General features: G+C 55.6%; 13 protein-coding genes and 2 pseudogenes. 8 read left to right on the top strand and 7 right to left on the bottom strand.

Annotated elements, in window-relative coordinates:
* Window positions 1-350: 350 nt before the first annotated feature.
* Both MUN86_RS06155 and MUN86_RS06150 read right to left on the bottom strand, forming a co-directional pair.
* Window positions 351-827: a hypothetical protein gene (locus MUN86_RS06155; protein ID WP_245123020.1), complete on the bottom strand. Its 477-nt coding sequence runs from the start codon at window positions 825-827 to the stop codon at window positions 351-353.
* Window positions 828-842: 15 nt separating this feature from the next.
* Window positions 843-3,140 carry a GH92 family glycosyl hydrolase gene (locus tag MUN86_RS06150; RefSeq protein WP_245123017.1) on the bottom strand — a complete coding sequence of 766 codons (2,298 nt, stop codon included), beginning with the start codon at window positions 3,138-3,140 and terminating at the stop codon, window positions 843-845.
* A gap of 408 nt (window positions 3,141-3,548) precedes the next feature.
* On the opposite strand from MUN86_RS06150, the gene MUN86_RS06145 reads away from it, so the two are divergent.
* The 4 genes from MUN86_RS06145 to MUN86_RS06130 all read left to right on the top strand — a co-directional run bounded on the left by MUN86_RS06145 (window position 3,549) and on the right by MUN86_RS06130 (window position 9,326).
* Window positions 3,549-3,995, top strand: a complete 447-nt coding sequence (locus tag MUN86_RS06145; RefSeq protein WP_245123014.1) for a phytanoyl-CoA dioxygenase family protein — start codon at window positions 3,549-3,551, stop codon at window positions 3,993-3,995.
* Between the two features lie 8 nt (window positions 3,996-4,003).
* A complete protein-coding gene (locus MUN86_RS06140; protein WP_245123011.1) occupies window positions 4,004-4,393 on the top strand; it encodes a phytanoyl-CoA dioxygenase family protein in 390 nt (129 codons plus the stop codon).
* Between the two features lie 144 nt (window positions 4,394-4,537).
* Window positions 4,538-5,539, top strand: coding sequence for a glycoside hydrolase family 43 protein (locus MUN86_RS06135; protein ID WP_245123008.1), 1,002 nt, complete (start codon window positions 4,538-4,540; stop codon window positions 5,537-5,539).
* Window positions 5,540-5,891: 352 nt separating this feature from the next.
* Window positions 5,892-9,326, top strand: coding sequence for an SbcC/MukB-like Walker B domain-containing protein (locus tag MUN86_RS06130; RefSeq protein ID WP_245123006.1), 3,435 nt, complete (start codon window positions 5,892-5,894; stop codon window positions 9,324-9,326).
* Window positions 9,327-9,348: 22 nt separating this feature from the next.
* On the opposite strand, the gene MUN86_RS06125 is transcribed toward MUN86_RS06130, so the two are convergent.
* Both MUN86_RS06125 and MUN86_RS06120 read right to left on the bottom strand, forming a co-directional pair.
* Window positions 9,349-10,401, bottom strand: a complete 1,053-nt coding sequence (locus MUN86_RS06125) for a DUF6687 family protein (RefSeq protein ID WP_245123003.1) — start codon at window positions 10,399-10,401, stop codon at window positions 9,349-9,351.
* Between the two features lie 81 nt (window positions 10,402-10,482).
* A complete protein-coding gene (locus MUN86_RS06120) occupies window positions 10,483-10,815 on the bottom strand; it encodes an HNH endonuclease (protein ID WP_245123000.1) in 333 nt (110 codons plus the stop codon).
* Between the two features lie 202 nt (window positions 10,816-11,017).
* Between MUN86_RS06120 and MUN86_RS06115 the strand changes: the two genes are divergently transcribed.
* The 4 genes from MUN86_RS06115 (at window position 11,018) to MUN86_RS06100 (ending at window position 15,359) form a co-directional block, all read left to right on the top strand.
* Complete coding sequence (locus MUN86_RS06115; RefSeq protein ID WP_245122997.1) at window positions 11,018-11,473, top strand: hypothetical protein; 456 nt, start codon at window positions 11,018-11,020, stop codon at window positions 11,471-11,473.
* 229 nt (window positions 11,474-11,702) lie between these two features.
* On the top strand, window positions 11,703-12,011 hold the full coding sequence (gene trxA, locus MUN86_RS06110; protein WP_245122994.1) for a thioredoxin: 309 nt from the start codon (window positions 11,703-11,705) through the stop codon (window positions 12,009-12,011).
* Between the two features lie 108 nt (window positions 12,012-12,119).
* A complete protein-coding gene (locus MUN86_RS06105) occupies window positions 12,120-14,468 on the top strand; it encodes a TonB-dependent receptor (protein ID WP_245122991.1) in 2,349 nt (782 codons plus the stop codon).
* A gap of 48 nt (window positions 14,469-14,516) precedes the next feature.
* Window positions 14,517-15,359 carry a DUF4249 domain-containing protein gene (locus MUN86_RS06100; RefSeq protein ID WP_245122988.1) on the top strand — a complete coding sequence of 281 codons (843 nt, stop codon included), beginning with the start codon at window positions 14,517-14,519 and terminating at the stop codon, window positions 15,357-15,359.
* 149 nt (window positions 15,360-15,508) lie between these two features.
* Here MUN86_RS06100 and MUN86_RS06095 read toward each other — a convergent pair.
* From MUN86_RS06095 to MUN86_RS06085, 3 genes and pseudogenes are all read right to left on the bottom strand, one after another.
* Window positions 15,509-16,326: pseudogene (locus tag MUN86_RS06095) on the bottom strand (purine-nucleoside phosphorylase).
* 139 nt (window positions 16,327-16,465) lie between these two features.
* Window positions 16,466-18,223, bottom strand: a complete 1,758-nt coding sequence (sppA, locus tag MUN86_RS06090) for a signal peptide peptidase SppA (RefSeq protein ID WP_245122987.1) — start codon at window positions 18,221-18,223, stop codon at window positions 16,466-16,468.
* A gap of 274 nt (window positions 18,224-18,497) precedes the next feature.
* Window positions 18,498-19,834 (bottom strand): annotated as a pseudogene (locus MUN86_RS06085) (replication-associated recombination protein A).
* Between the last annotated feature and the right edge of the window lie 158 nt (window positions 19,835-19,992).

Raw genomic sequence — 19,992 nt, 5'->3', positions numbered from 1 at the left:
ATGAGCATATTTGGATCTGACCGCAAAAGTGGCACAATGGGAGGCTTGCTTTCAAGCCTGTTTCAAAGCATTTCCGGTGGTGGCTCTACCCCTGGTAGCGTCGATGGCGCTGTCAGAAAAAGCAGCGGCTTTAACCGTAAGTTGGCCAGTGGCGCATTGCTAGCTGCAGGTGCGGCTTACCTATATAACCGCTCTAAAAACAAAGGAACTGCTTTCCCCAATCCTACTATCAACCGATAGGCTGTTTGTTTAACGGCAAGAGAAAGCCCCACTTACTCAGTTATCACTGAGTAAGTGGGGCTTTTGTTGTTCGACTTGTGGGAGTTAGGTTAATCTCTACAACGCTATTGCTAAGGATACTTCAGCCCTAAGTCATTTACGTCAATATCAACCTTACTCCAATTAGCAGTATCTATCTTATTTGCATCAACTTCCCTTAGCCAACTTATTCCTGGCACTAGTTTTATTTTATCTACAAAACGTCTTCTATAACTTCCAGCGCCAGGATTCATCATTTGAAATTCTATTACTCTGTTTGATAAATGGCGATGTTGATATTCAATTGACTGTGTTTTCCAGCCTCCATCCCAAACGAATACAATTCCAGGTAAAGACAATAGACCAGCAATCAAAACTATAGCTGTTAGAGAGTCGCTTTTACGCCACTTGAACACTGCACTTCCAATATAAACTATACCACTTATCAAGGAAGCTGACAAAAACAAAAAGCTGATTTCGAGGCTATTTATATCTATTGGAGTCAATATATCAGCTAACACCAAGCTGGTTGACGATACAAATATTGTTAGAAGTAATTTGTTGTTCATTTCTCAACAAAAGCCTTACGGCCGCGCAGCCATTGTAAATACCAGTTCGCCGCCGTTTAAAATATCCTGATGATTCAAGAAGGGTTTGGCTAGTTTCTGGCCGTTGAGGCGAGCTTCCTTCACGTAGACGTTCTTGTCGCTCTGGTTTTTAACGGTGATGCGGAAGGTCTTACCGTTTTCCAAGTTCAGAGTGGCGCCGTGGATGGCGGGGCTGCCGAGGGCGTAGTCGGGGGAACCGGGGGCTACGGGGTAGAAACCGAGGGCCGAGAAGATGTACCAGGCGCTCATTTGACCACAATCGTCGTTGCCGCCGAGGCCGTCGGGGGTGGGGCGGTACATCTTGGGCAGAATCATCCGGACGCGGGCCTGGGTTTTATACGGCTGGTCGGTCCAGTTGTAGAGGTAGGCGGCGTGGTGGGCGGGCTCGTTGCCGTGTACATAATTGCCGATGATGCCCTCGCGGGTGATGTCCTCGGTTTCGGCAAAAAACTTATCGGGCAGGTGCATCGTGAACAACGAGTCTAGGTGCTCGATGAAGCGCTTCTGGCCGCCCATCAGCGTGATGAGGGCAGCAGGATCGTGGGGCACATAAAGGCTATAGTTCCAGGCGTTGCCTTCGATGAAGCCTTGGTTGTGGGTACTCAGCACGTCGAACTCCTTGCGGAACGAACCGTCGGCAAGCTTGGGGCGCATAAAGCCGATGCGCGGATCGTAGACGTTGCGCCAGTTCTGGGCGCGCTTGCTGAATTCCTGGTAGATGTCCTGCCGATTGAGTTTCTGGGCCATCTGAGCAATGCACCAGTCGTCGTAGGCATATTCCAAGGTTTTCGAAACCGACGAGCCGCTTTTGTCTTCCGGCACATAGCCAAGCTGCATGTACTCACCAATGCCATCGTAGCGCTGCGTGCGGGCCGTGGTTACGCAGGCATCAAGCGCCTTATTGGCATCGAAAGGGGCATTGCCTTTCAGTACGGCGTCGGCCACTACAGGCACGCTGTGGTAACCAATCATGCACCAGTTTTCGTTGGCGTAGTGGCTCCACACGGGCAGCATGCGCTCCACGCTCTGGTCGAAGTGGGCCAGCATCGACTGCACCATGTCGGCATTGCGCTTGGGCTGGAGCAGGTTGAAGAGCGGGTGCAAAGCGCGGTACGTATCCCAGAGCGAGAAGGTGGTGTAGTTGGTGAAGCCATCCGCTTTGTGCGTATTCTGGTCGAGGCCACGGTACTGGCCGTTGGTGTCCATGTAGGTGGTCGGGCTCAGAAAGGCGTGGTACATGGCCGTGTAGAAGTTCTCTTTGTCTACCTTCTTCGGCGACTCCACTACCACCTTGCTTAGCTCCTGCTGCCACAGTTGCTGGGCCTGCCCTTTCACCTTGTTGAAGTCCCAACCAGGAGCTTCGGCACGCAGGTTTTGCAGGGCCCCCACGGTGCTCACGGGCGAGAGGGCAAATTTCACTTTCAGCTTCTCCCCTGCCGTGGTTTTGAAGTTGAAGTACATACGCAGCTGCTCGCCAGCCAAGTCGGGGAAATTCTTGGTTTGGTCGAATTTGCCCCAAAAACCGCGGTATGCCTGTTTCTTGCCGTAGTTGCGGCTGCCGTAATCGGTGAAGGGCTTCGAGAAAGCCATGGCGAAATACACCGTGCGCGTACGGGCCCAGCCGTTGGTTTGGCGGTAGCCCGTCACCAGCGTGTCGTTCTCTACCCGCACAAAGGTCCAGACGTTCTTGTCGGGATAGTTGTAGATGCCGGCCATCAAATCCAGAATCAGGTGGGCTTGGTCGGACTGCGGGAAGGTGTATTGGTGCATCCCCACCCGGTTGGTGGCGGTCAGCTCGGCCAAGATGTTGTGGTCGTCGAGCTTCACTTTATAATAGCCGGGCTCGGCTACTTCGGTATTGTGGGAGTAGGCAGAGCGGTAGCCACGCTCGGGTTGGGTGGCCGTACCGGGGTTGAGCTGCAACGGACCCGTGGTAGGCATCACGAGGAAGTCGCCAAGGTCGGAGTGGCCGGTGCCGCTAAAGTGGGTATGGCTGAAACCGACGATGGTTTTGTCTTGGTACTGGTAGCCAGCGCAGTACTTGTACATGTCGGGGTTGTACTTGCCGTCTTGCTCGTAGCTAAGCGTATCGGTGTCGGGCGAGAGCTGCACCATGCCGAAAGGCACAGTTGCGCCCGGAAAAGTGTGTCCCATCTTCGCCGTTCCTACTATAGGGTGGGCGTACTGCACAAGGTTCTCGGCGACTTTCGGCTTTTGGGCAAAGGTAGGCAGCGCCGCGAGGAGGAATGCGGCAGGCAGGAGCAGTCGTTTCATCAGCTTCGTTGAGGAGTGGTATTGAAGCTGGAAAGGTAATGCGTGGCGGATTACAAGTTCACCTAACTTTTCTGCTATTTGCTCAACTCTCGCTTAGTAGCATTATACACGGCGAGTAGCCGCTACCGCCCATTTTCCTTTGTGGCAACCGAAGTGCAGATGCTTTGCGGAACTTTCGGCAAGGGCCATTGGGGTCATTATCGCCCTTGGTGTACCAGGCTACAGGCGCCAAAACTACTGCTGAGTATGTGTAGTCTTATTCCTGCATTACGCTGTATTTCCAATACCAAGTGCCACCAAAAATGCTTGAAATGCGTTAAGCAGCAAACATCGACCGGCTTCTCTTGTGCCCTTGTTGATGCGGGACGGAGCTAGATTAGCTTTTAAACAGCCTAACAGCAGAGCAGTATGGAAACAGCGCAGCTAAAAAACCCTACCCAAACCACCTACGACGTCGCGCAAATCATGGGCGGGCTCTACGGCGACGGTATCATTGGCCTGAAAGGAGCCTTCAGTCGCGAATGGGCGCAGCAACTCGGCGAAGACATTGCCGTGCTGTACGAAGCTGCCCTTAAGCGCCCTGGTGGCGCCCTTGGCCGTGGCCCCAAGCGGCACTACGTCGAGATTCACCCCGAAGATATTCGCGGTTTCGTGGAACTCGCTACACACCCATGGGTAACGGCCGTGTGTGAGGCTGTGCTTGGGCCCGACTACAAAATTGTTGAAATCGGCTTCGATGTGCCCAATCCCGGGGCCGTCAACCAGCCCTGGCACCGCGACTTTCCCGCCCCGACGATACCATCATCGGCCGCCGGCTCAACTCGCTGGCCTTTAACCTCACCACCGTCGATGTAACCGAGAATATGGGGCCTTTCGAAGTAGCCCCCGGTACGCAATGGGACCTGCCCATCGACTTCGAGCACGGTATGTTTCCGCCCAAATCCAACAGCCCCCGCTACCAGCAACGCGCTCAGCGCAAAATGCCCCAGATGGGCGACATTTCGGCCCGTTCGGCCCTGACCATCCACCGCGGCACGGCTAATCACTCCGATAAGTCCCGCCCTGCGCTGGTACTCGGGGTAGATGCGCCGACTGCCAACAACGCCGAGCGCCACGACTTGCAAATCACGAGAACCTTCTACGAAACCCTACCCGAAAGCCTCAAGCAGCATCTTACTTGCCGAATAGTCGACGAGTTAGAGATTATCGAGCAGGGGCATACTATTGAAGGATTGATGATGGGTGAAGCGTAGGCTCTGTAGACCAAGAAAGTAGAAGCTAGAGAGTTCGTTCGCCTCTTCGCCTGATGTAGCGCATCTAGCAGCTAGGAAGAGAACGAGTTCTCTAGCTTCTACTCTTTAACCATAACAGCATCGATACTTCAGCTTAGCACAGGCATGCATATACCTGACGACCATATTTATCAGGAGGCGCATTTAGCGCCGATGACCGTAGCAGAAATAAACGAGCTAACTAAAAATGCGCGGGCGCTACCGCCCAGCGGCGACCAAACGCACGTGCTGGTGGCAGATGGCGAAGACCCCTGGGTTGTTTCGCACGAAGGCAGCCTGTACTACTGCACCGTTGACCGGCTGAAGCAAGCAATTCTGATAAGCAAATTTTCTAGCTTACTGGAAATGGCTACCGCCAAGCTTGTACAAGTATGGCCAGGCAAACAAGGCACCACACCCGAGTTTGTGGAAATATGGGCGCCCGAGTTGCAGTTGATCGACGGGAAATGGTACATCTACTTTGCCCTTTACAACGCCAAAAACGGCGAAGAGCGACTGTACGCCCTAGAAGGCACCACCAGTGATCCGCAAGGCGAGTACGAGTTCAAAGGGAAGCTTGATGTTCCGACCGACCGATGGGCTATTGACGGAACGGTACTGGCCACCGAAGATGGGCAGAAGTACTTTATATGGTCGGGGTGGGAAGGCTTTACCAACGTCAGCCAAAACATCTACATCGCCCGCATGAGCAACCCCTGGACGATTTCCTCTGACCGAGTGTGCATTTCTCGGCCCGAACACGAGTGGGAAAAGCAAGGCTATCCGTACGTGAACGAGGGTCCGCAAGTGCTAACCCGTAACGGCCGCATCTTTATTGTGTACTCGGCCAGCGGCAGCTGGACCGACGAGTATTGCCTAGGCCAGCTCACTTATCTCGGCGGCGACCTACCGGACCCGACTTCGTGGCGCAAAGAGCCCCAGCCCGTGTTTTCGAAAACGGATACCATCTTCGGTCCGGGCCACGCTTGCTTCGTTGAAATCAACCAGCAGGACTACATCATCTACCACGCCGCTCGCCGTAGCCAAGCCGGTTGGGCCCGCCAAGTCCGAGCGAAGCCTTTCACCTGGAACCTGGATGGTTCGCCAAACTTTGGCGCCCCAGAATAAAACCAAAAGTGAGCTTGAGTAGTGGTTTGCTCCTATTCCTACCGGGCAGAGCGCATTTTCAACTGCGGCACTATGGCTGGTATTCAACTTGATCAGGCATGTTGAAACCTGCGGTAGTGCTTTGTATGAATGTTTGGTGACGTAAAATCCATCCTGCCGAGGTGCAGCTATTTCACAGTAACTTCGTGGTACGGAGCCTTGCCTTACTTGCGTTTCGTTTAGGCTGCAGCGACGCTTAGTTGGTTTTTCTCTTCGAGTACGCTGAGCCACCTTTTCAATCGGGGCAGCTACACGTCTTTTTATGGCTGCTTTGTTACCTGTTTCCACTGGCATCTTCTAGCCAGTTACTTGCATGAAAATTCTCCGCGTCCGCTTCTTCAATCTCAACTCCCTGCGCGGGGAGCACACCGTGGATTTCAGCCAGTCGCCGCTGTCGGATGCGGGGCTGTTTGCTATTACCGGGGCTACGGGGGCGGGCAAGACGACCATTCTCGATGCCATTACACTGTCCCTCTACGGGCAGGTGCCGCGCCACGAAACCAGCGGCCCCGAGCAGGTGATGAGCCACGGTACCGGCGAGAGCTGGGCCGAAGTGGAGTTTGAAGTAAACGGTCAGCAGTACCGTTCGAAGTGGGGCCAATACCGCGCCCGCAAGCGCCCCGACGGCAAGCTGCAAGACCCGCGGATGGAGCTGAGCGAGCGGCAAGTAGCCGAGAATGGCGAGGAAACCTGGCCGTTTCTGGAAACCTACAAGTCGAAAGTGCCGCTGCGGGTGGCGGAGCTGAGTGGACTAGAGTACCGGCAGTTTCTGCGCTCGGTATTGCTGGCGCAAGGCGACTTCACCAAGTTCCTGAAGTCCACGGCCGGCGAGCGGGCGCAGTTGCTGGAAAAAATCACCGACACCAAAAAGTACTCCGACATTTCACGGGTGGCCTTCGAGAAAGCCAAGCAGGAAGCTCAGCAGGTGGAAACTCTGCGCGCCGGTCTGGCGGGCGTGGTGCTGCTTTCTCCCGAAGAAGTGGCGTTTCTGGAAACTGAAATTCAGCAATTCCAACAACAGCTCGAAGAAGCCACTACCGCTCGGCAGAAGCTTCAGGAAACCCAGACTTGGCTGCGACGCCTGCACGAGCTCCGCGCGCGCCATCAAGAAAGCCAGACCCGCCAGCTCCAGCTTACGGCCCAAACCGATACCCTTACTCCGCTAAAGCAGCGCTTGGCTTTGCACACCCAAGCGGCTCCCTTCGCCACCGATTGGGCCCTGCTCCGGCAGTCTGATGCGCATATAACCCGCCTGCGCCAGGAAGCCGAGCAGTTTCGGCAGCGCCTTCCGCAGCTGCAACAGCTGCGCGACACGGCCGCCGCCGCCCGCACCGCCGCGCAGCAAGCCTACGAAACGGCCACGACTACCCGCCAGCAGCAAGAACCCAAGCTGCGCGAAGCCGAGCAGTTGGATAACTCGATGCGGGAAGCCAACAAGCAGCTACAGTTGGCGAAAGATGAGTACGAGCAAAAAAACGAACAGTGTAAGGCACTAAAAGCCACAGCCGAACAAGCCGCCACCCGTACCCGCGCCCTGCGTGAGCAAGTACTCGAGCTAAGCAAGTGGCTGGAGCTGAACGCCAACGTCAGTGAGCTACACGAAACGCTACCCGACCTTTCAGCCAGCCTGCTGCAGTGGGAGCACCTGAAAGCCGAGCTTGGCCAACTGCGTCAGCGCTTGCACGAAGCGCGCCAACGCCAAACCCAAGCCACCGAGGCAGCTACCCGCTATCAGCTGGTTGCCGCCGAAGCCAACCAACGCTTGCAGGCCCTCACCACTCGCCAGCAAGCCGCTCTCGACGCCCGCACCGCCTGGCTGCACCGCCTACGCTACCATGTGGCCAGTTTAGTACGCGAACAAGAGAAAGACCAGCAGCATTGGGACGACCTGCGCCGCAGCCTCCAGATGCAACAGCTGATTTTGTCGCACGCCGACACGCGCCAACTCCTGGAGCCCGGCCAGCCGTGCCCGGTGTGTGGAGCTACAGAACACCCGTATCTGGCGGGAGTGCTCGGCGTAAGCGAGGATTCTTTCCAGCACGACCGGCAGCGCGAAGACGATATGAGTCAGCGAGTGCGCGCCCTAGGCACGCGCTTCAATCGCCTCAACACCTACGTTACCATGCTGGAGCAAGCTGGTCCTGAGCCCGCGGCGGTGCCTACAGATACCATCCAGCTTTTGCCCGAAGCGGGAGAGAAAGCCGCCGCAGAAGAGGTAAGAGCTTTGGTGCAGGAATTGAAAGAGCTGCGCGACCAGCATACCACCACCAACCAGCACTTCACGCAGGCCACCACGCAGCAGGAAGCCGCCACGCAGCAGCAACAGGAATACGCTCAGGCAGTACTGCAGTTGGAAGCCGAGCTAGCCGATGCCGAAGAACGTGGCCCAGCTGCCAAGATGATGATTCAGAGCCAGCTCGAAAACTTCGGGATGGTGTTCACCGACGAAAACGGCCGCGCCTTGATGGAGCAGGCCCGACTACGCATTCAGGAATTCACCAATACGCAGCAGCAACGCGAGAAAGCCGCCACCGAACTAAGCGGCGTGAGCGTAGCCGCCGATGAAGCCGAGCGGCAAAAAGTGGAACTGGACGCCTGGCTTCGCGCCCGTAAGCAAACGGTGCTCGATCAATACAACGCCATTCAGGCGCAACAACGCCAGCGTGAAGAGCTTTTTGCTGGTTCCGATGTAGCGCAGGCTCGCCAGCAGCTCGAAGAAGCTGTGCAGCAAGCGGAAGCCCGCCGCCAGCAAGCCGAACAAGCACTTCAACAGCACGAAACCGCCTTAGTGCTAGCCAACACTCAGCAGCAACAGCGGGAGCAAGATGCCCAGACGCAGCAGTTGCTTCGGGAGCAGCAGCACACCACGCTCACGGCCGCCCTCACGGCCGCCGGTCTTGCCCCCGACCCTACCGCCCTCACCGCCCTACTCCTCCCCGACCCCGAAGTGCGTCGCCTAGCCGACCAGCTTCAGCGGCACGAGCAGGCGCTAGCCGTCACCCAACAGACCCTCACCGATTTAGCGCAGCAGCTCCAACAAGAGCAAGCTCGTGCCCTTACTGAGGAGCCCTTGGAGTCGATAGAGCAGCAGCTAAGTGCCAGTAATCAGCAGCTAGCCACTCTCAATCAGCAACTAGGCCAGCGGCAGCAGCGCCTGCACGACCACCGCAGTGGCCAAGAGCGCCACGCCGCCTTAGCGGAGCAACTAGAGCAACAGCAGCAAGAAGCCCGCCGCTGGCGCCAGCTCGCCGACGTCATCGGCTCGGCCGACGGTAAGAAGTTCAGTGAATTTGCCCAAGGCTTGACTTTGGCTCGCCTCACTGACTTGGCCAACCGCCATTTGCACCGCCTCACCGACCGTTACCGTATCCTGCGCAATCCCGAAGAACACCTCGACTTGCTCATCGTCGATGAGTACCAGGGCGGCAGTAGCCGCACCATGAACTCGTTGTCGGGCGGGGAGAGTTTTTTGGTAAGCTTGGCGCTGGCCTTGGGGTTATCGGAGTTGGCTAGTCACCGCACCCAAATTGACACGCTCTTTATCGACGAAGGATTTGGCACCCTCGACCCCGACACGTTGAACGTGGCCCTTTCGGCCCTTGAGAACTTGCAGGGCACTGGCAAAACTATTGGTATCATCTCCCACGTCGAGGCGCTGAAAGAACGCGTGAGCACCCAAATTAACGTGCGCAAAGGCGTTGGTGGCGTTAGCTCGCTGCAGATTGTAGGTTTCGGCGAAGAGGTGTAGTACGCAACAGTTCGGTGCGTCTTCAAATGGCTTTTATTTCAGCCCACGTCCAGTAGCGCTTCGCTTCTACAGCGGCATATCTTTCTTGGAAGTGCGACACCACCACCTGCTCTAATTCCTTAGGCTTGATCGATGAAACGTGAATCGGCCGCTGGTCGGGGTCGGCGTAGCGCTGCGCCTTGCTAAGGCTTTTGCCAGCTAAGCGCAGCAGCGGGCCAGTATCGGTTATACCATCAAAGGTCCAGCGGTGCGGTGCTTGCTCCAGGACATTGAGTTGAGCGGCCAGGGTATCAAGCGGTAAGCGGGGCAAGGTAGGCCGGCTTTCGAGGTCTATCCAGGTGGTGTATTTGTACTCGAATTCGTAGCGCTGCCCATCGTAGATGCTGAGCACCATATCGTAGCCAGCGGTAGGCCCAAACAGCGCGTAGTAAGGCAGCGGCACTGGCGCTTGCACCACTACCAACCCAATTTCTGGATACCGAGTAAGCGCAGCACTTGAACTTTGCAGCACAGCAGCAGCTTGTTTGACCCGCTCGTATTCTGGCTCCCACACCGAACGCTCAGCCTCAGGGTCCTCTACCACTTGTTGAAAGCGCGGCAGAAACCATTCGAACTTCTCGGCCGAAGCCTCATCTTCCCGGCGGCGCAGCGCAGGTGCCCCAAACGGCACATAGAACAACGCCTTTTCCTTGGCATTCAGCCAGCAAACCAACCGCAACGCATGGTCGGCGTAAGGGTCCTGCCAATCCAGTTCCCGAAAGTCGCCGAGCGTGGCAGTAAGACGGAGCAGGTGCTCGTGGCGCAAGGCTAGTTCAGGATTTAGCAAGCTCCATACGCCCACAAAACCATCCACATCAAAATGGTTGGCTGTAACGGCGGTAGCTTCCATTCCAGACGCTTCGGGGGCGTGCAGTGCCCGGAGCACCGAGCCAGCACTGGTATCGTCACGTAGCACTTCTGGTGTAGCCGCTCCGCGCCAGTGCGCTAGCGTGAGAGCAGCACCTAAGCCCACGCTGTCAACAACAATGGTCGGCTGCTGGCGGAGCTTCTGAAACGCAACGAACTGCTTGGGCACGGCAAAAGATTTAAGAGGAAATTGACTAAGCAGCAAAATTAAGCCAGCAGCAGGATTACGCTCTTTCGCTACTTCTCAAAATCATTTATTTCCGCGCCGGTTGGAAATCCGCTCTACGCGGCTGCGGCGAATCCAGTGCAAGTATTTCTGCAACTTCTCAGCACCACGCAACGCTTCAATAGTATGGTACTGCCGAGCCAATTCTTTGTTGTCGAGCAGCAAGTGCACACTGCTATGGCAAGGCTGGCAAAGGTCAGCAGTAGGACCGTGCCGGCCACCTTCCTCACGCGGTATCAGGTGGTGCCGCGACAACTGCTGCACTTCCCGCTCGCATAAAGCGCAGCAGTTGCTGGCAGATGGGGCAGCAGACGCAGATAATTCAGATTGGGAACCAGCTAGCAGGCGACGACGCATAAGACAGTGATAAATAGCTTATTGAAAACATCCAGACTTGACATAGTAGTTTCCCGGATGGAGATAAAAAAACCTCTTCACTAGCATCAGGCATGTCGAAATACTCCTATATTTGGTTGGGCTCGAGTGGTTTAACAGCAAACAGCCTTATTTTTTTCACTTTTCTGTTCTTTTTTTGCCTTATCACTTTACCGTTTTACCCATGGGTGTTTCTACTCTTGTTTTGCCTAATCGTCTCACCTCATTGCTGCGGGTCGCCGGATTAGGGCTGGCCTGTATGGTGCTCTCACCCACCGAATCACACGCTCAAACCTGGATGGTTTCTACGGATGCCTTCATGAAACTGGGCGTGATGGATAAGTTTGGCACATTGGGCACATACACCGCCAAGTTTGTGGTCACCAATAATACCAGTGGCAAAGCCTACATCTTGGTGAAAGAGGTTGCCGGTGGTCAGAATGGCATTGACGTAGTGTTTCCGTCGGAGCCTTCCGAGCCCGACTATTTCAAGGCCGATACCGGAGAGGCGGCCCGTGCCCTTCCAGGCTCCTATACCTGGGAATGCCAAGTAGGTGGCAAGAAAGTAGTTGGCGGGAAATTCTCGTTCCCGGAAACGGCTAACGATGTCACGACCATAATAGCCGATAAAAAGAAATAATGCAGCAACCATACGCAGCAACTGGCCCGGTGCTCCTGCATCGGGCCTTTTTGCGATAAGGTTTGCTAGTTTCAGAACGTGGGCCCGGGTGGTTTCGTAGTATGTACCTACTTAGTCTCCTATCGTTCCATCAACACAGGTTGCAAGAGAAAGCTACTAAACTCATTGACTGAAGTTCCGAGCTGTTGAAACAGCGCTTTCATTTGCATCCATCCAACTGTTACTTGTCATGCCCAAAAAATCTTTTTCTGAACTCATCAATAGCCCTGGCATGCCTGTGCTGGTTGACTTCTATGCCGACTGGTGCGGCCCTTGCAAAACGATGGCGCCTATTCTCGAGCAAGTAGCGGCCCAGCATCAGGGCAAGCTCAAAATCATCAAGATAGACGTGGACCGTAACCCGGCGGCAGCGCAGCAGTTCAGAGTGCAGGGCATTCCAACGCTGATCTTGTTTCATAAAGGACAACCGGTGTGGCGGCAGGCAGGCGTGGTAGCAGCCCCGCAGCTCAACCAAGCAGTACAACCGTTCTTGAGTTAAGCGCCACTAAAGAGGAAAGGAACAGCTGGGCTACAAACTATCCAGTAAGGCAGGGCGTTAGGTACTACGCTGCCTACCTTTGCAGGCGCTAGCTCTTACTTTCCTCGGATGCGGTTACCCTTTCTACTACTTGTTGTCGGCTTTTTCAATCTTCTACTTATCTCGTCCACCACGGCTCAGTCGACGGGCGGTTACAAATTGAGTGGCTATGTACGAGCCGGCATCACCCGGGAAGTGCTGCCGGGAGCCTCCGTTACGATACCCGCACTCGGGACAGGCGTTACCACCGACGCAGCGGGCTTTTACTCGCTGGTACTCCCGGCGGGCCGGTACCAGGTGGTCGTTTCTTTTATTGGCTACCAAAATCAGACGCGGGAACTGAACCTCGCGCGCGACCAGAAAGTATCGTTTAGCTTGGTGGAATCAACCAACACGCTGAACGAAGTGGTGGTGGAAGGCTCTGGCACGCTAGAGCAAAAGCTGCAAACCACCCAAATGAGCGTGGAACGTCTCTCGGCCAAAGAAGCCAAGCTCCTGCCGGCCTTATTTGGTGAAGTTGATATTCTGAAAACCTTACAGCTTAAGCCCGGCGTGCAAAACGGCGGGGAAGGTACCAGCGGCTTGTTTGTGCGCGGGGGTTCCAGCGACCAAAATCTTGTGCTCGTTGATGATGCGCTGGTGTATAATCCGAGCCACTTATTCGGCTTGTTTTCGGTGTTCAACCCCGATGCTGTTGCCAGTGTGGACTTATACAAAGGCGGTTTCCCGGCGCAGTATGGCGGGCGCCTGTCGTCGGTGATAGATGTGAAGCTACGCGAAGGCAACAAGGAGAAGATAGGCGTGAGCGGCGGACTCGGGTTGATTTCGTCGCGCCTGACGGTGGAAGGACCAATTGTAAAAGATAAGGGCTCCTTCATCATCTCGGGCCGCCGTACGTATTTCGACGTTTTCACGCGCCAAATCAATAAGCTCAACGACGACGACCCTGAGTACAACCCCATTCCCGACTATTATTTCTACGACTTCAACGCCAAGGCTAACTACACGCTCGGTCCCAAAGATCAGGTGTTTTTGAGTGGGTACTACGGGCGCGACGTTTTTGGTTTTGCTTCGCAGGGAGGCTTCGACTTCAACTTCACCTGGGGCAATTCGGTGGGTGCGGCCCGCTGGAACCACGTGTTCAACAAGCGGCTCTACCTCAATACTACCATCTCCCTAACCGATTATAAGTACGACGTGACCAATAAGCTGGACCAGTTCAGCTTCAACTTGGCCTCCGACATCCGCGACTATTCCGTTCGCACCGACCTCGACTATGCTCCTAATAACAAGCATGCCCTCAAGTTTGGCGTGCAAGCCACCACGCACCGTTTCGGGGTGGGTCGCCTGCAAGCCGGTTCCGGCGACGGCCGCCTCAACATTGGCTCGGATGTAAATTACCGCGGGCAGGAAGCTGCCGTCTATGCTTCCGACAACTTCAAACCTTCCGACAAGTGGCAACTCGAGTACGGGGTGCGGCTGACCGGCTTTCAGAGCGGCTCCCAATCGTACGGCGGCATTGAGCCCCGAGGGGCGGCACGGTACTCCCTCACGCCCAAGACTTCCCTGAAAGCCAGCTATGCCCTCATGTATCAGTACGTGCACTTGGTCACGAACTCTGGGGCAACGCTGCCCACTGACATTTGGTACCCATCCCGTCTGTCGGTGAAGCCGCAACGCTCGCAGCAAGTGGCCACGGGCATCAGCTTTCTGCTCGGCGACGGCAAGTATTTGCTGACCGATGAAGTGTACTACAAATGGGCGCAAAACCAGGTTGATTTCAAAGATGGCGCGCAGCTGTTTGTGAATCCGGATCTGGATTCCGAATTTCTATTTGGCAAAGGGTGGGCCTACGGCAACGAGCTGTATTTGGAAAAGAAAACCGGCCGCACCACGGGTTGGCTCGGCTACACCTTGTCGTGGAGCAAACGCCAGTTTCCGCCGCAGCGCGAAACCAGTGGTATCAACGGAGGGCGCGTATTCTACCCTAATTACGACCGGCGCCACAACATTACGGCCGTTATCCTCCACCAACTTAGCGAGCGGGTTAACCTGACGGGCTCCTTTGTGTATACCACCGGCAACGCGACTACCCTACCCTCGGGCCGATTTGCAGTGCAGGACGTATTTGGGGGCGAAGTAGCCGCGGTTCCCATTTATCCTGACCGCAACTCCTACCGCTTGGCCTCCTACAACCGTCTTGATTTAGGGGTGGTGTGGCGTATGAAGCCTACCCGCTGGTTCCCGGAATCCGACCTGACGTTCAGCATCTACAATGCCTACAATCGGCGCAACCCCTACTTCGTGTACTTCGACCAAATCAAGGAGGACGATGATGCTCCTGTTACGGGGTATCGGGCCCGGCAGGTGTCTCTGTTTCCCGTAATTCCGGCCGTGACTTACAACTTCAAGTTTTAACTCTAGACGGCGCGGCTCTCAGTCCTTTCGCTATCTGCTCTTGCTTCTATGTCTGTTTTCTTGAAAACCTATTTATTCTCTTGGCGCCTTGCGTGGCTACTGGCGTTGGCGCCCCTCACTGGCTGCGACTTGCAGAAGGAAATTGATGTGGATCTGCCCGTCTTGCCGGCGCAACTGGTAGTGGAGTGCTACCTTGAAAACGGCCAACTTCCGCGCCTGACCGTGACGGAAACGGTGCCCTACCTGTCCAACCCCGACCCCGTCATTCCCCAAGACGTAACGGTTCGTATCACGCTGGCCAACGGGCAAGTACAGCAGTTACAGTTCTTTCCGGGGCTAGACCCTACCACGGGCAAAGCTTTCACGCACATTGGTTTACGCCGAATAATTGCTCGCCCCGGCGACACCTTTAAGCTCGACGTGACCGACACGAAAGGGCGCCACGTGACAGGCACGGCTACTATGCCCACCCGTATACCAATCGATTCGCTGGAGTATGAATTCAACGATCTTGCTCCCGAATACCACGAAGCCTACGTCCTAACCAACTTCAAGGACCCAGTAGGCATGGGTAACTACTACCGTCTGCAAATTCACCGCGACAGTATTTCCAACGACCCTGTACTAGACTACGATGTGGACGACCGCCTCAACGACGGCACCAACTTCACGCTCGGCACCAGCTACATCTTCGACCCCGGCGACCGGCTTTTCGTGACGCTCTATCACTTCGATCGGCCTTACTACTTGTTCCGGCAGTCGGTGAACGATGCGCGCAACGCCAATGGCAATCCGTTTTCGCAGCCATCGGCTATAAAAAGCACAGTGGAAGGCGGTATTGGCGTGTTCACGGTTCTTAGTTTTGAACGTAAACGCCTCTACATTCGCTAGTTCTTCAAAGGCGCTACCAACACTTAACGAGCATAGGGTTTTACGGCCTAATCGTAACCACGCAGTCTACCAATACAAGAAAGCCCGTTCCTGATTAGGAACGGGCTTTCTTGTGACCTCTGCTACGGACAGGTAGCATTAGCGGCAACCTATTGCATCTCAATCACAGCGCGTAGCAACGCCGTGAGGCGAGGCTCGGCGTCGGCGGCTACGCGCAGGATGTCGGCTATGGCCACGCGCTTAAGCTTACCAGGTGAGCATAAATCGGTGATGACGGAAACAGCCAGTACGGGCAAGCCCATGTGCACCGCAGCAATAACTTCGGGTACCGTACTCATGCCTACGGCGTCGGCGCCAATGGTGCGCAGATAGCGGTACTCGGCGGGCGTTTCGAGCATGGGCCGGGCAAGCTGGCGTACACGCCCCGCCGTACTTTATCGGCAAAGCCGAGGGTGCGGGCGGCTTCCTCAGCTTGTTGCAGCAGCGTGGTATCGTAGGGCTCCAGCATGTCGGGGAAGCGAGGGCCTAGCTCATCGAGGTTTTTGCCAACTAGCGGGTTGGTGGGTTGCAGGTTGATGTGGTCTTCGAGCAGCATCAAATCCGAGTACTCCATGTCAGGGTGCAGGCCGCCGGCAGCGTTGCTTACAAACAGTTTCTGGATACCCAACAGCTTCATTACGCGTACCGGCAACACCACTTGCTCCATGCTGTAGCCTTCGTAGTAATGAAAGCGGCCCTGCATTACCAGCACTTTCCGGCCGGCCAACTCAGCCGCTAGCAGGTTGCCGGAGTGGCTTTCCACCGTCGAAACCGGGAAGTTGGGAATCTCGGCATAAGGAAATGTGTGATGAATGGTCAGGTCCTTGACCAAAGCCCCGAGGCCGGTACCGAGGATGATGCCAAACTCAGGCGTGAAATCATGAAGGCGTTGGCGGAGGTAATCGGCGGCTTGGTGCAGGTGCTGCATGAAGGGATGGTTGTTGGAATAGATAAGCGTCATGCTGAGCGGAGCCGAAGCATCTCGCGTGCTGATGTTGCTATTTTAAACTTAACAACATCAGCACGCGAGATGCTTCGGCTCCGCTCAGCATGACGGGCTGTTGATATTATTGAATGTTCACCTCGAACGGCATGCGCATTTGGGCGCCTTTCATTTCCGAAAGCTTCTTGTACTGCTGATACACGGGGTACATCGGCCCCATTTCTTCCTTCACTAAGCGCAGCTTGGCTTCTTCGCTGAAACCACTGAAGATGGATTCGGCGAAGGTTTTTTGGCGCGGTAGCTTCTGGATGCGGTAGTCGCCTTCCTTTAGCTTGGCACGGCGGGCCGCAATGCGTAGAGCATCATCGTAGGAGCCTAACACGTCAACCAAGCCCCGAGCTTTGGCCTCAGAGCCCGACCACACCCGGCCGGAAGCATAGCCCCGTAAACGCTCCACCGGCATGTGACGGCCTTGGGCAGCTTTGGTGGTGAAGTCGGCGTAGATGCGGTTGATTTCGTTTTGGAACTGCGTTTTCTCGAATGGCGTAAGGGCCCGCGTCACCGTCGGAAAGTCCGAGAACTTACCGGTTGTTACTCGGTCTGTGGTGATGCCTAGTTTGTCGCGCAGCAACGGCTCGACGTTGGGCAACACGCCAAACACGCCGATGCTTCCCGTAATGGTGTTCGGGTGCGCCACAATGGTGTCGCAGCCCATGGCAATGAAGTAGCCACCACTAGCCGCCACATCCGACATCGAGCACACAATGGGCTTCACCTTTTTGGTCAGCATCACCTCACGGTAAATAATGTCGGAGGCCAGCGAAGAGCCACCGGGCGAATTCACGCGCAGCACCACAGCTTTCACTTTATCGTCGAGGCGGGCCTTGCGGATAGCTTCCGCGAAGCGGGTGCTGCCGATGTTGTCGTTGCCGCCTTTACCTGTCACGATGTCGCCATCGGCATATACCACAGCAATGCGGTTGCTGCTGCTGTTTTCTTCATCGTCCTCGACCTTGCTGTAGTCGCCGAGGTTCACAAGGCTGAGCTTCTCGTCTTTTTCCACGCCGAGTTTGCCTTTCATGTAATCGAGGGCTTGGTCGTAGTAGCCGAGGTGCGTAACGAGGCCGAGACGCTTGGCATCGTCGGCGTTGTGCACCAGCATGGAATCGGAAATGACTTTGAGGCGAGCGGGCGCAATCTTACGCGCCGCGGCTACATTGCCAAGCGTGAAATCGTTGATGGAATTTAGGAATGAGGAAGTTTGCAGGCGGGCCGAATCCGACATATTCTCCCGGAAAAACGGCTCCACAGCACTTTTAAACGAGCCTACCCGAAAAATCTGCGGCTGGATACCGGCCTTGTCGAACAGGTTTTTGTAGTACATCGTCTCCGAGCTCAGGCCGTTGAACTCTAGCGTACCCTGCGGATTGAGGTAGATACGGTTGGCTACGGAAGTGAGGTAGTAGCTTTTCTCGGACGCCGCATCGGCATATGCCACAATGAATTTGCCCGACTTCTTGAAGTCGATCAGCGCGTTGCGTACTTCTTCTAAAGACGCCATGCCAACCTGCACCAACTCCACGTTCAGGAAGATGCCTTTGATGTCGCCATCGTCCTTGGCTCGGCGGATAGTGGCTTTCAACTGATCTAACCCAATGTTGTCGGCTTGGTTGCTAAACGCGGAAGCGAAGGAATCCCGGCTTTCGCGCTCGGCAATGGGCCGGTCGAGCTTCAGCTCCAACACCGAGTCGTTGGCTACGGTCACTTCCTTGTCGGAGGAGGCCAGCGCGGCCACGAAGCCCACCAGCAACACCAACCCAAGCAGGCCTAATATGAAAATGCCGGTGATGGTCGCCAGCACGTACTTAAAGAATTGTCGCATGAAAAAAAGAACAGATTAAACTGATTGGAAGCGAATGACGCAACGATAGACGTAGCAGGTTGCATTTGCCTTTACTAGAACAACATTGGCGAGCAAGTTATTCATTCGGGCCGCCTGAACTATTGAAGCACAACACGAAATTTCATGATACCCGGCTTGCTATGACGCCCGTTGGTTGAAGCCTCTATCGCGAAGTGTGTTCATTCATTACAATAAAGCTGCAGAAATGCCTACGCGTTCTTGTCAGGCCGATTTACAAGCCGCTTTCTAGCTGCTAATACCCGTACTTCTCGCCCCACAACTGGCGCAGGCGGTCCTGAATTTTCGTTTCGGCGGAGTTGTGGCCGGGATGGTAGAAAGTGGTGCCGCTAAGTTGCTCGGGCATGAACTCCTGAAAGGCGAAGTTGCCGGGATAGTCGTGCGAATATTGGTACTGGCCGCCGTAGCCGAGGTCTTTCATGAGCTTGGTAGGCGCATTGCGTAGCGGAATCGGAACTGGCTGCACGCCCTGCTGCCGCACCAGCGCCCGCGCCTCCCGAATAGCTTTGTAGCTGGCATTGCTCTTGGGCGAAGTGGCTAGGTAGACCACCGTTTGCCCCAAGATAATGTCCCCTTCGGGCATGCCAATTACCGTGACGGCCTGGAAACAGCTGTTGGCTAGCATCAGGGCGTTGGGGTTGGCCATACCCACGTCTTCGGAAGCCAGAATGAGTAAGCGCCGAGCTATAAACTTCGGGTCCTCGCCCCCTTCTAGCATCACGGCCAGGTAATACAGCGCGGCATTAGGGTCGGAGCCGCGGATGCTCTTAATAAAGGCCGAAATAACATCGTAATGCATTTCGCCGCCTTTGTCGTAGCGCGCTAGGTGCTGCTGCGCGAGTTGCTGCACTACCTCGTCGGTGATGCTGATTTCGCCGGTTATAGGATCGGGCCGGCTGGACTCCACCACTATTTCGAGCAGGTTGAGCAGCTTACGGGCGTCGCCGCCGGAGATGGTAAGCAGGGCGCCGTATTCAGCTATGCGCACGTTTTTCTGCTTGAGTTGCTCGTCTTCGGCGAGGGCCTTATCGACGAGGTCGGTCAGCACTTCTTTGTTGAGCGGTTCGAGCACATACACCTGCGCCCGGCTCAGCACGGCCGGAATTACCTCAAACGAAGGGTTTTCGGTGGTCGCACCAATCAACGTGACGATGCCCTGCTCTACGGCCCCGAGCAGCGCATCTTGCTGGCTCTTGCTGAAGCGGTGAATCTCATCGATAAACAAGATGGTACCGCGCTGCTTTTTAGCCCGGTCGATTACGTCCCGCACGTCTTTCACGCCCGCATTGATGGCACTCAACGCCACAAACGGCTTGTGTAGCTCTTCGGCCAGTAAGTGCGCCAACGTAGTTTTGCCAACGCCCGGTGGTCCCACAGAATCAAACTCGGCAGGCGGCCAGCGTTCAGGTAGCGGCGCAATACTCCTTCCGGACCAATAAGGTGTTGCTGCCCGGCGTACTCATCGAGCGTGCGGGGCCGACGGCGCTCGGCTAGCGGGGCCGTATCGGCGGCTTTGGGGCGCAGGTTGGAAGCAGGGGTAGGTTCGGAGTCGAAGAGAGAGCCGGTGGACATAGGATATACATTCAGGTTGTGAAAGTACGGCAGATGGCGCGCGGAGGCTATGGAAATCTAATCCTGAAGTGCCCAACCGTGTCAACTCGCTGCTTAAAACCGCCTTGCAAGGCTACGTACGGGCACCACGAGTGCGGAACAGATTTGTTGTGCCTTCG

This window comes from Hymenobacter volaticus (assembly GCF_022921055.1).
In the GTDB taxonomy this organism is placed as follows: Bacteria; Bacteroidota; Bacteroidia; order Cytophagales; family Hymenobacteraceae; genus Hymenobacter; species Hymenobacter volaticus.
Note: the sequence above shows the minus strand (reverse complement) of the source record. Positions and strands in the feature narration are given on the sequence as shown.

Coding starts and splice junctions, on each gene's coding strand:
- MUN86_RS06135 (WP_245123008.1), top strand. CDS start 4,538: ATGCATATACCTGACGACCATATTTATCAGGAGGCGCATTTAGCGCCG.
- MUN86_RS06120 (WP_245123000.1), bottom strand. CDS start 10,815: ATGCGTCGTCGCCTGCTAGCTGGTTCCCAATCTGAATTATCTGCGTCT.
- sppA (WP_245122987.1), bottom strand. CDS start 18,223: ATGCGACAATTCTTTAAGTACGTGCTGGCGACCATCACCGGCATTTTC.
- MUN86_RS06100 (WP_245122988.1), top strand. CDS start 14,517: ATGTCTGTTTTCTTGAAAACCTATTTATTCTCTTGGCGCCTTGCGTGG.
- trxA (WP_245122994.1), top strand. CDS start 11,703: ATGCCCAAAAAATCTTTTTCTGAACTCATCAATAGCCCTGGCATGCCT.
- MUN86_RS06150 (WP_245123017.1), bottom strand. CDS start 3,140: ATGAAACGACTGCTCCTGCCTGCCGCATTCCTCCTCGCGGCGCTGCCT.
- MUN86_RS06115 (WP_245122997.1), top strand. CDS start 11,018: ATGGGTGTTTCTACTCTTGTTTTGCCTAATCGTCTCACCTCATTGCTG.
- MUN86_RS06130 (WP_245123006.1), top strand. CDS start 5,892: ATGAAAATTCTCCGCGTCCGCTTCTTCAATCTCAACTCCCTGCGCGGG.
- MUN86_RS06105 (WP_245122991.1), top strand. CDS start 12,120: ATGCGGTTACCCTTTCTACTACTTGTTGTCGGCTTTTTCAATCTTCTA.
- MUN86_RS06155 (WP_245123020.1), bottom strand. CDS start 827: ATGAACAACAAATTACTTCTAACAATATTTGTATCGTCAACCAGCTTG.
- MUN86_RS06140 (WP_245123011.1), top strand. CDS start 4,004: ATGGGGCCTTTCGAAGTAGCCCCCGGTACGCAATGGGACCTGCCCATC.
- MUN86_RS06145 (WP_245123014.1), top strand. CDS start 3,549: ATGGAAACAGCGCAGCTAAAAAACCCTACCCAAACCACCTACGACGTC.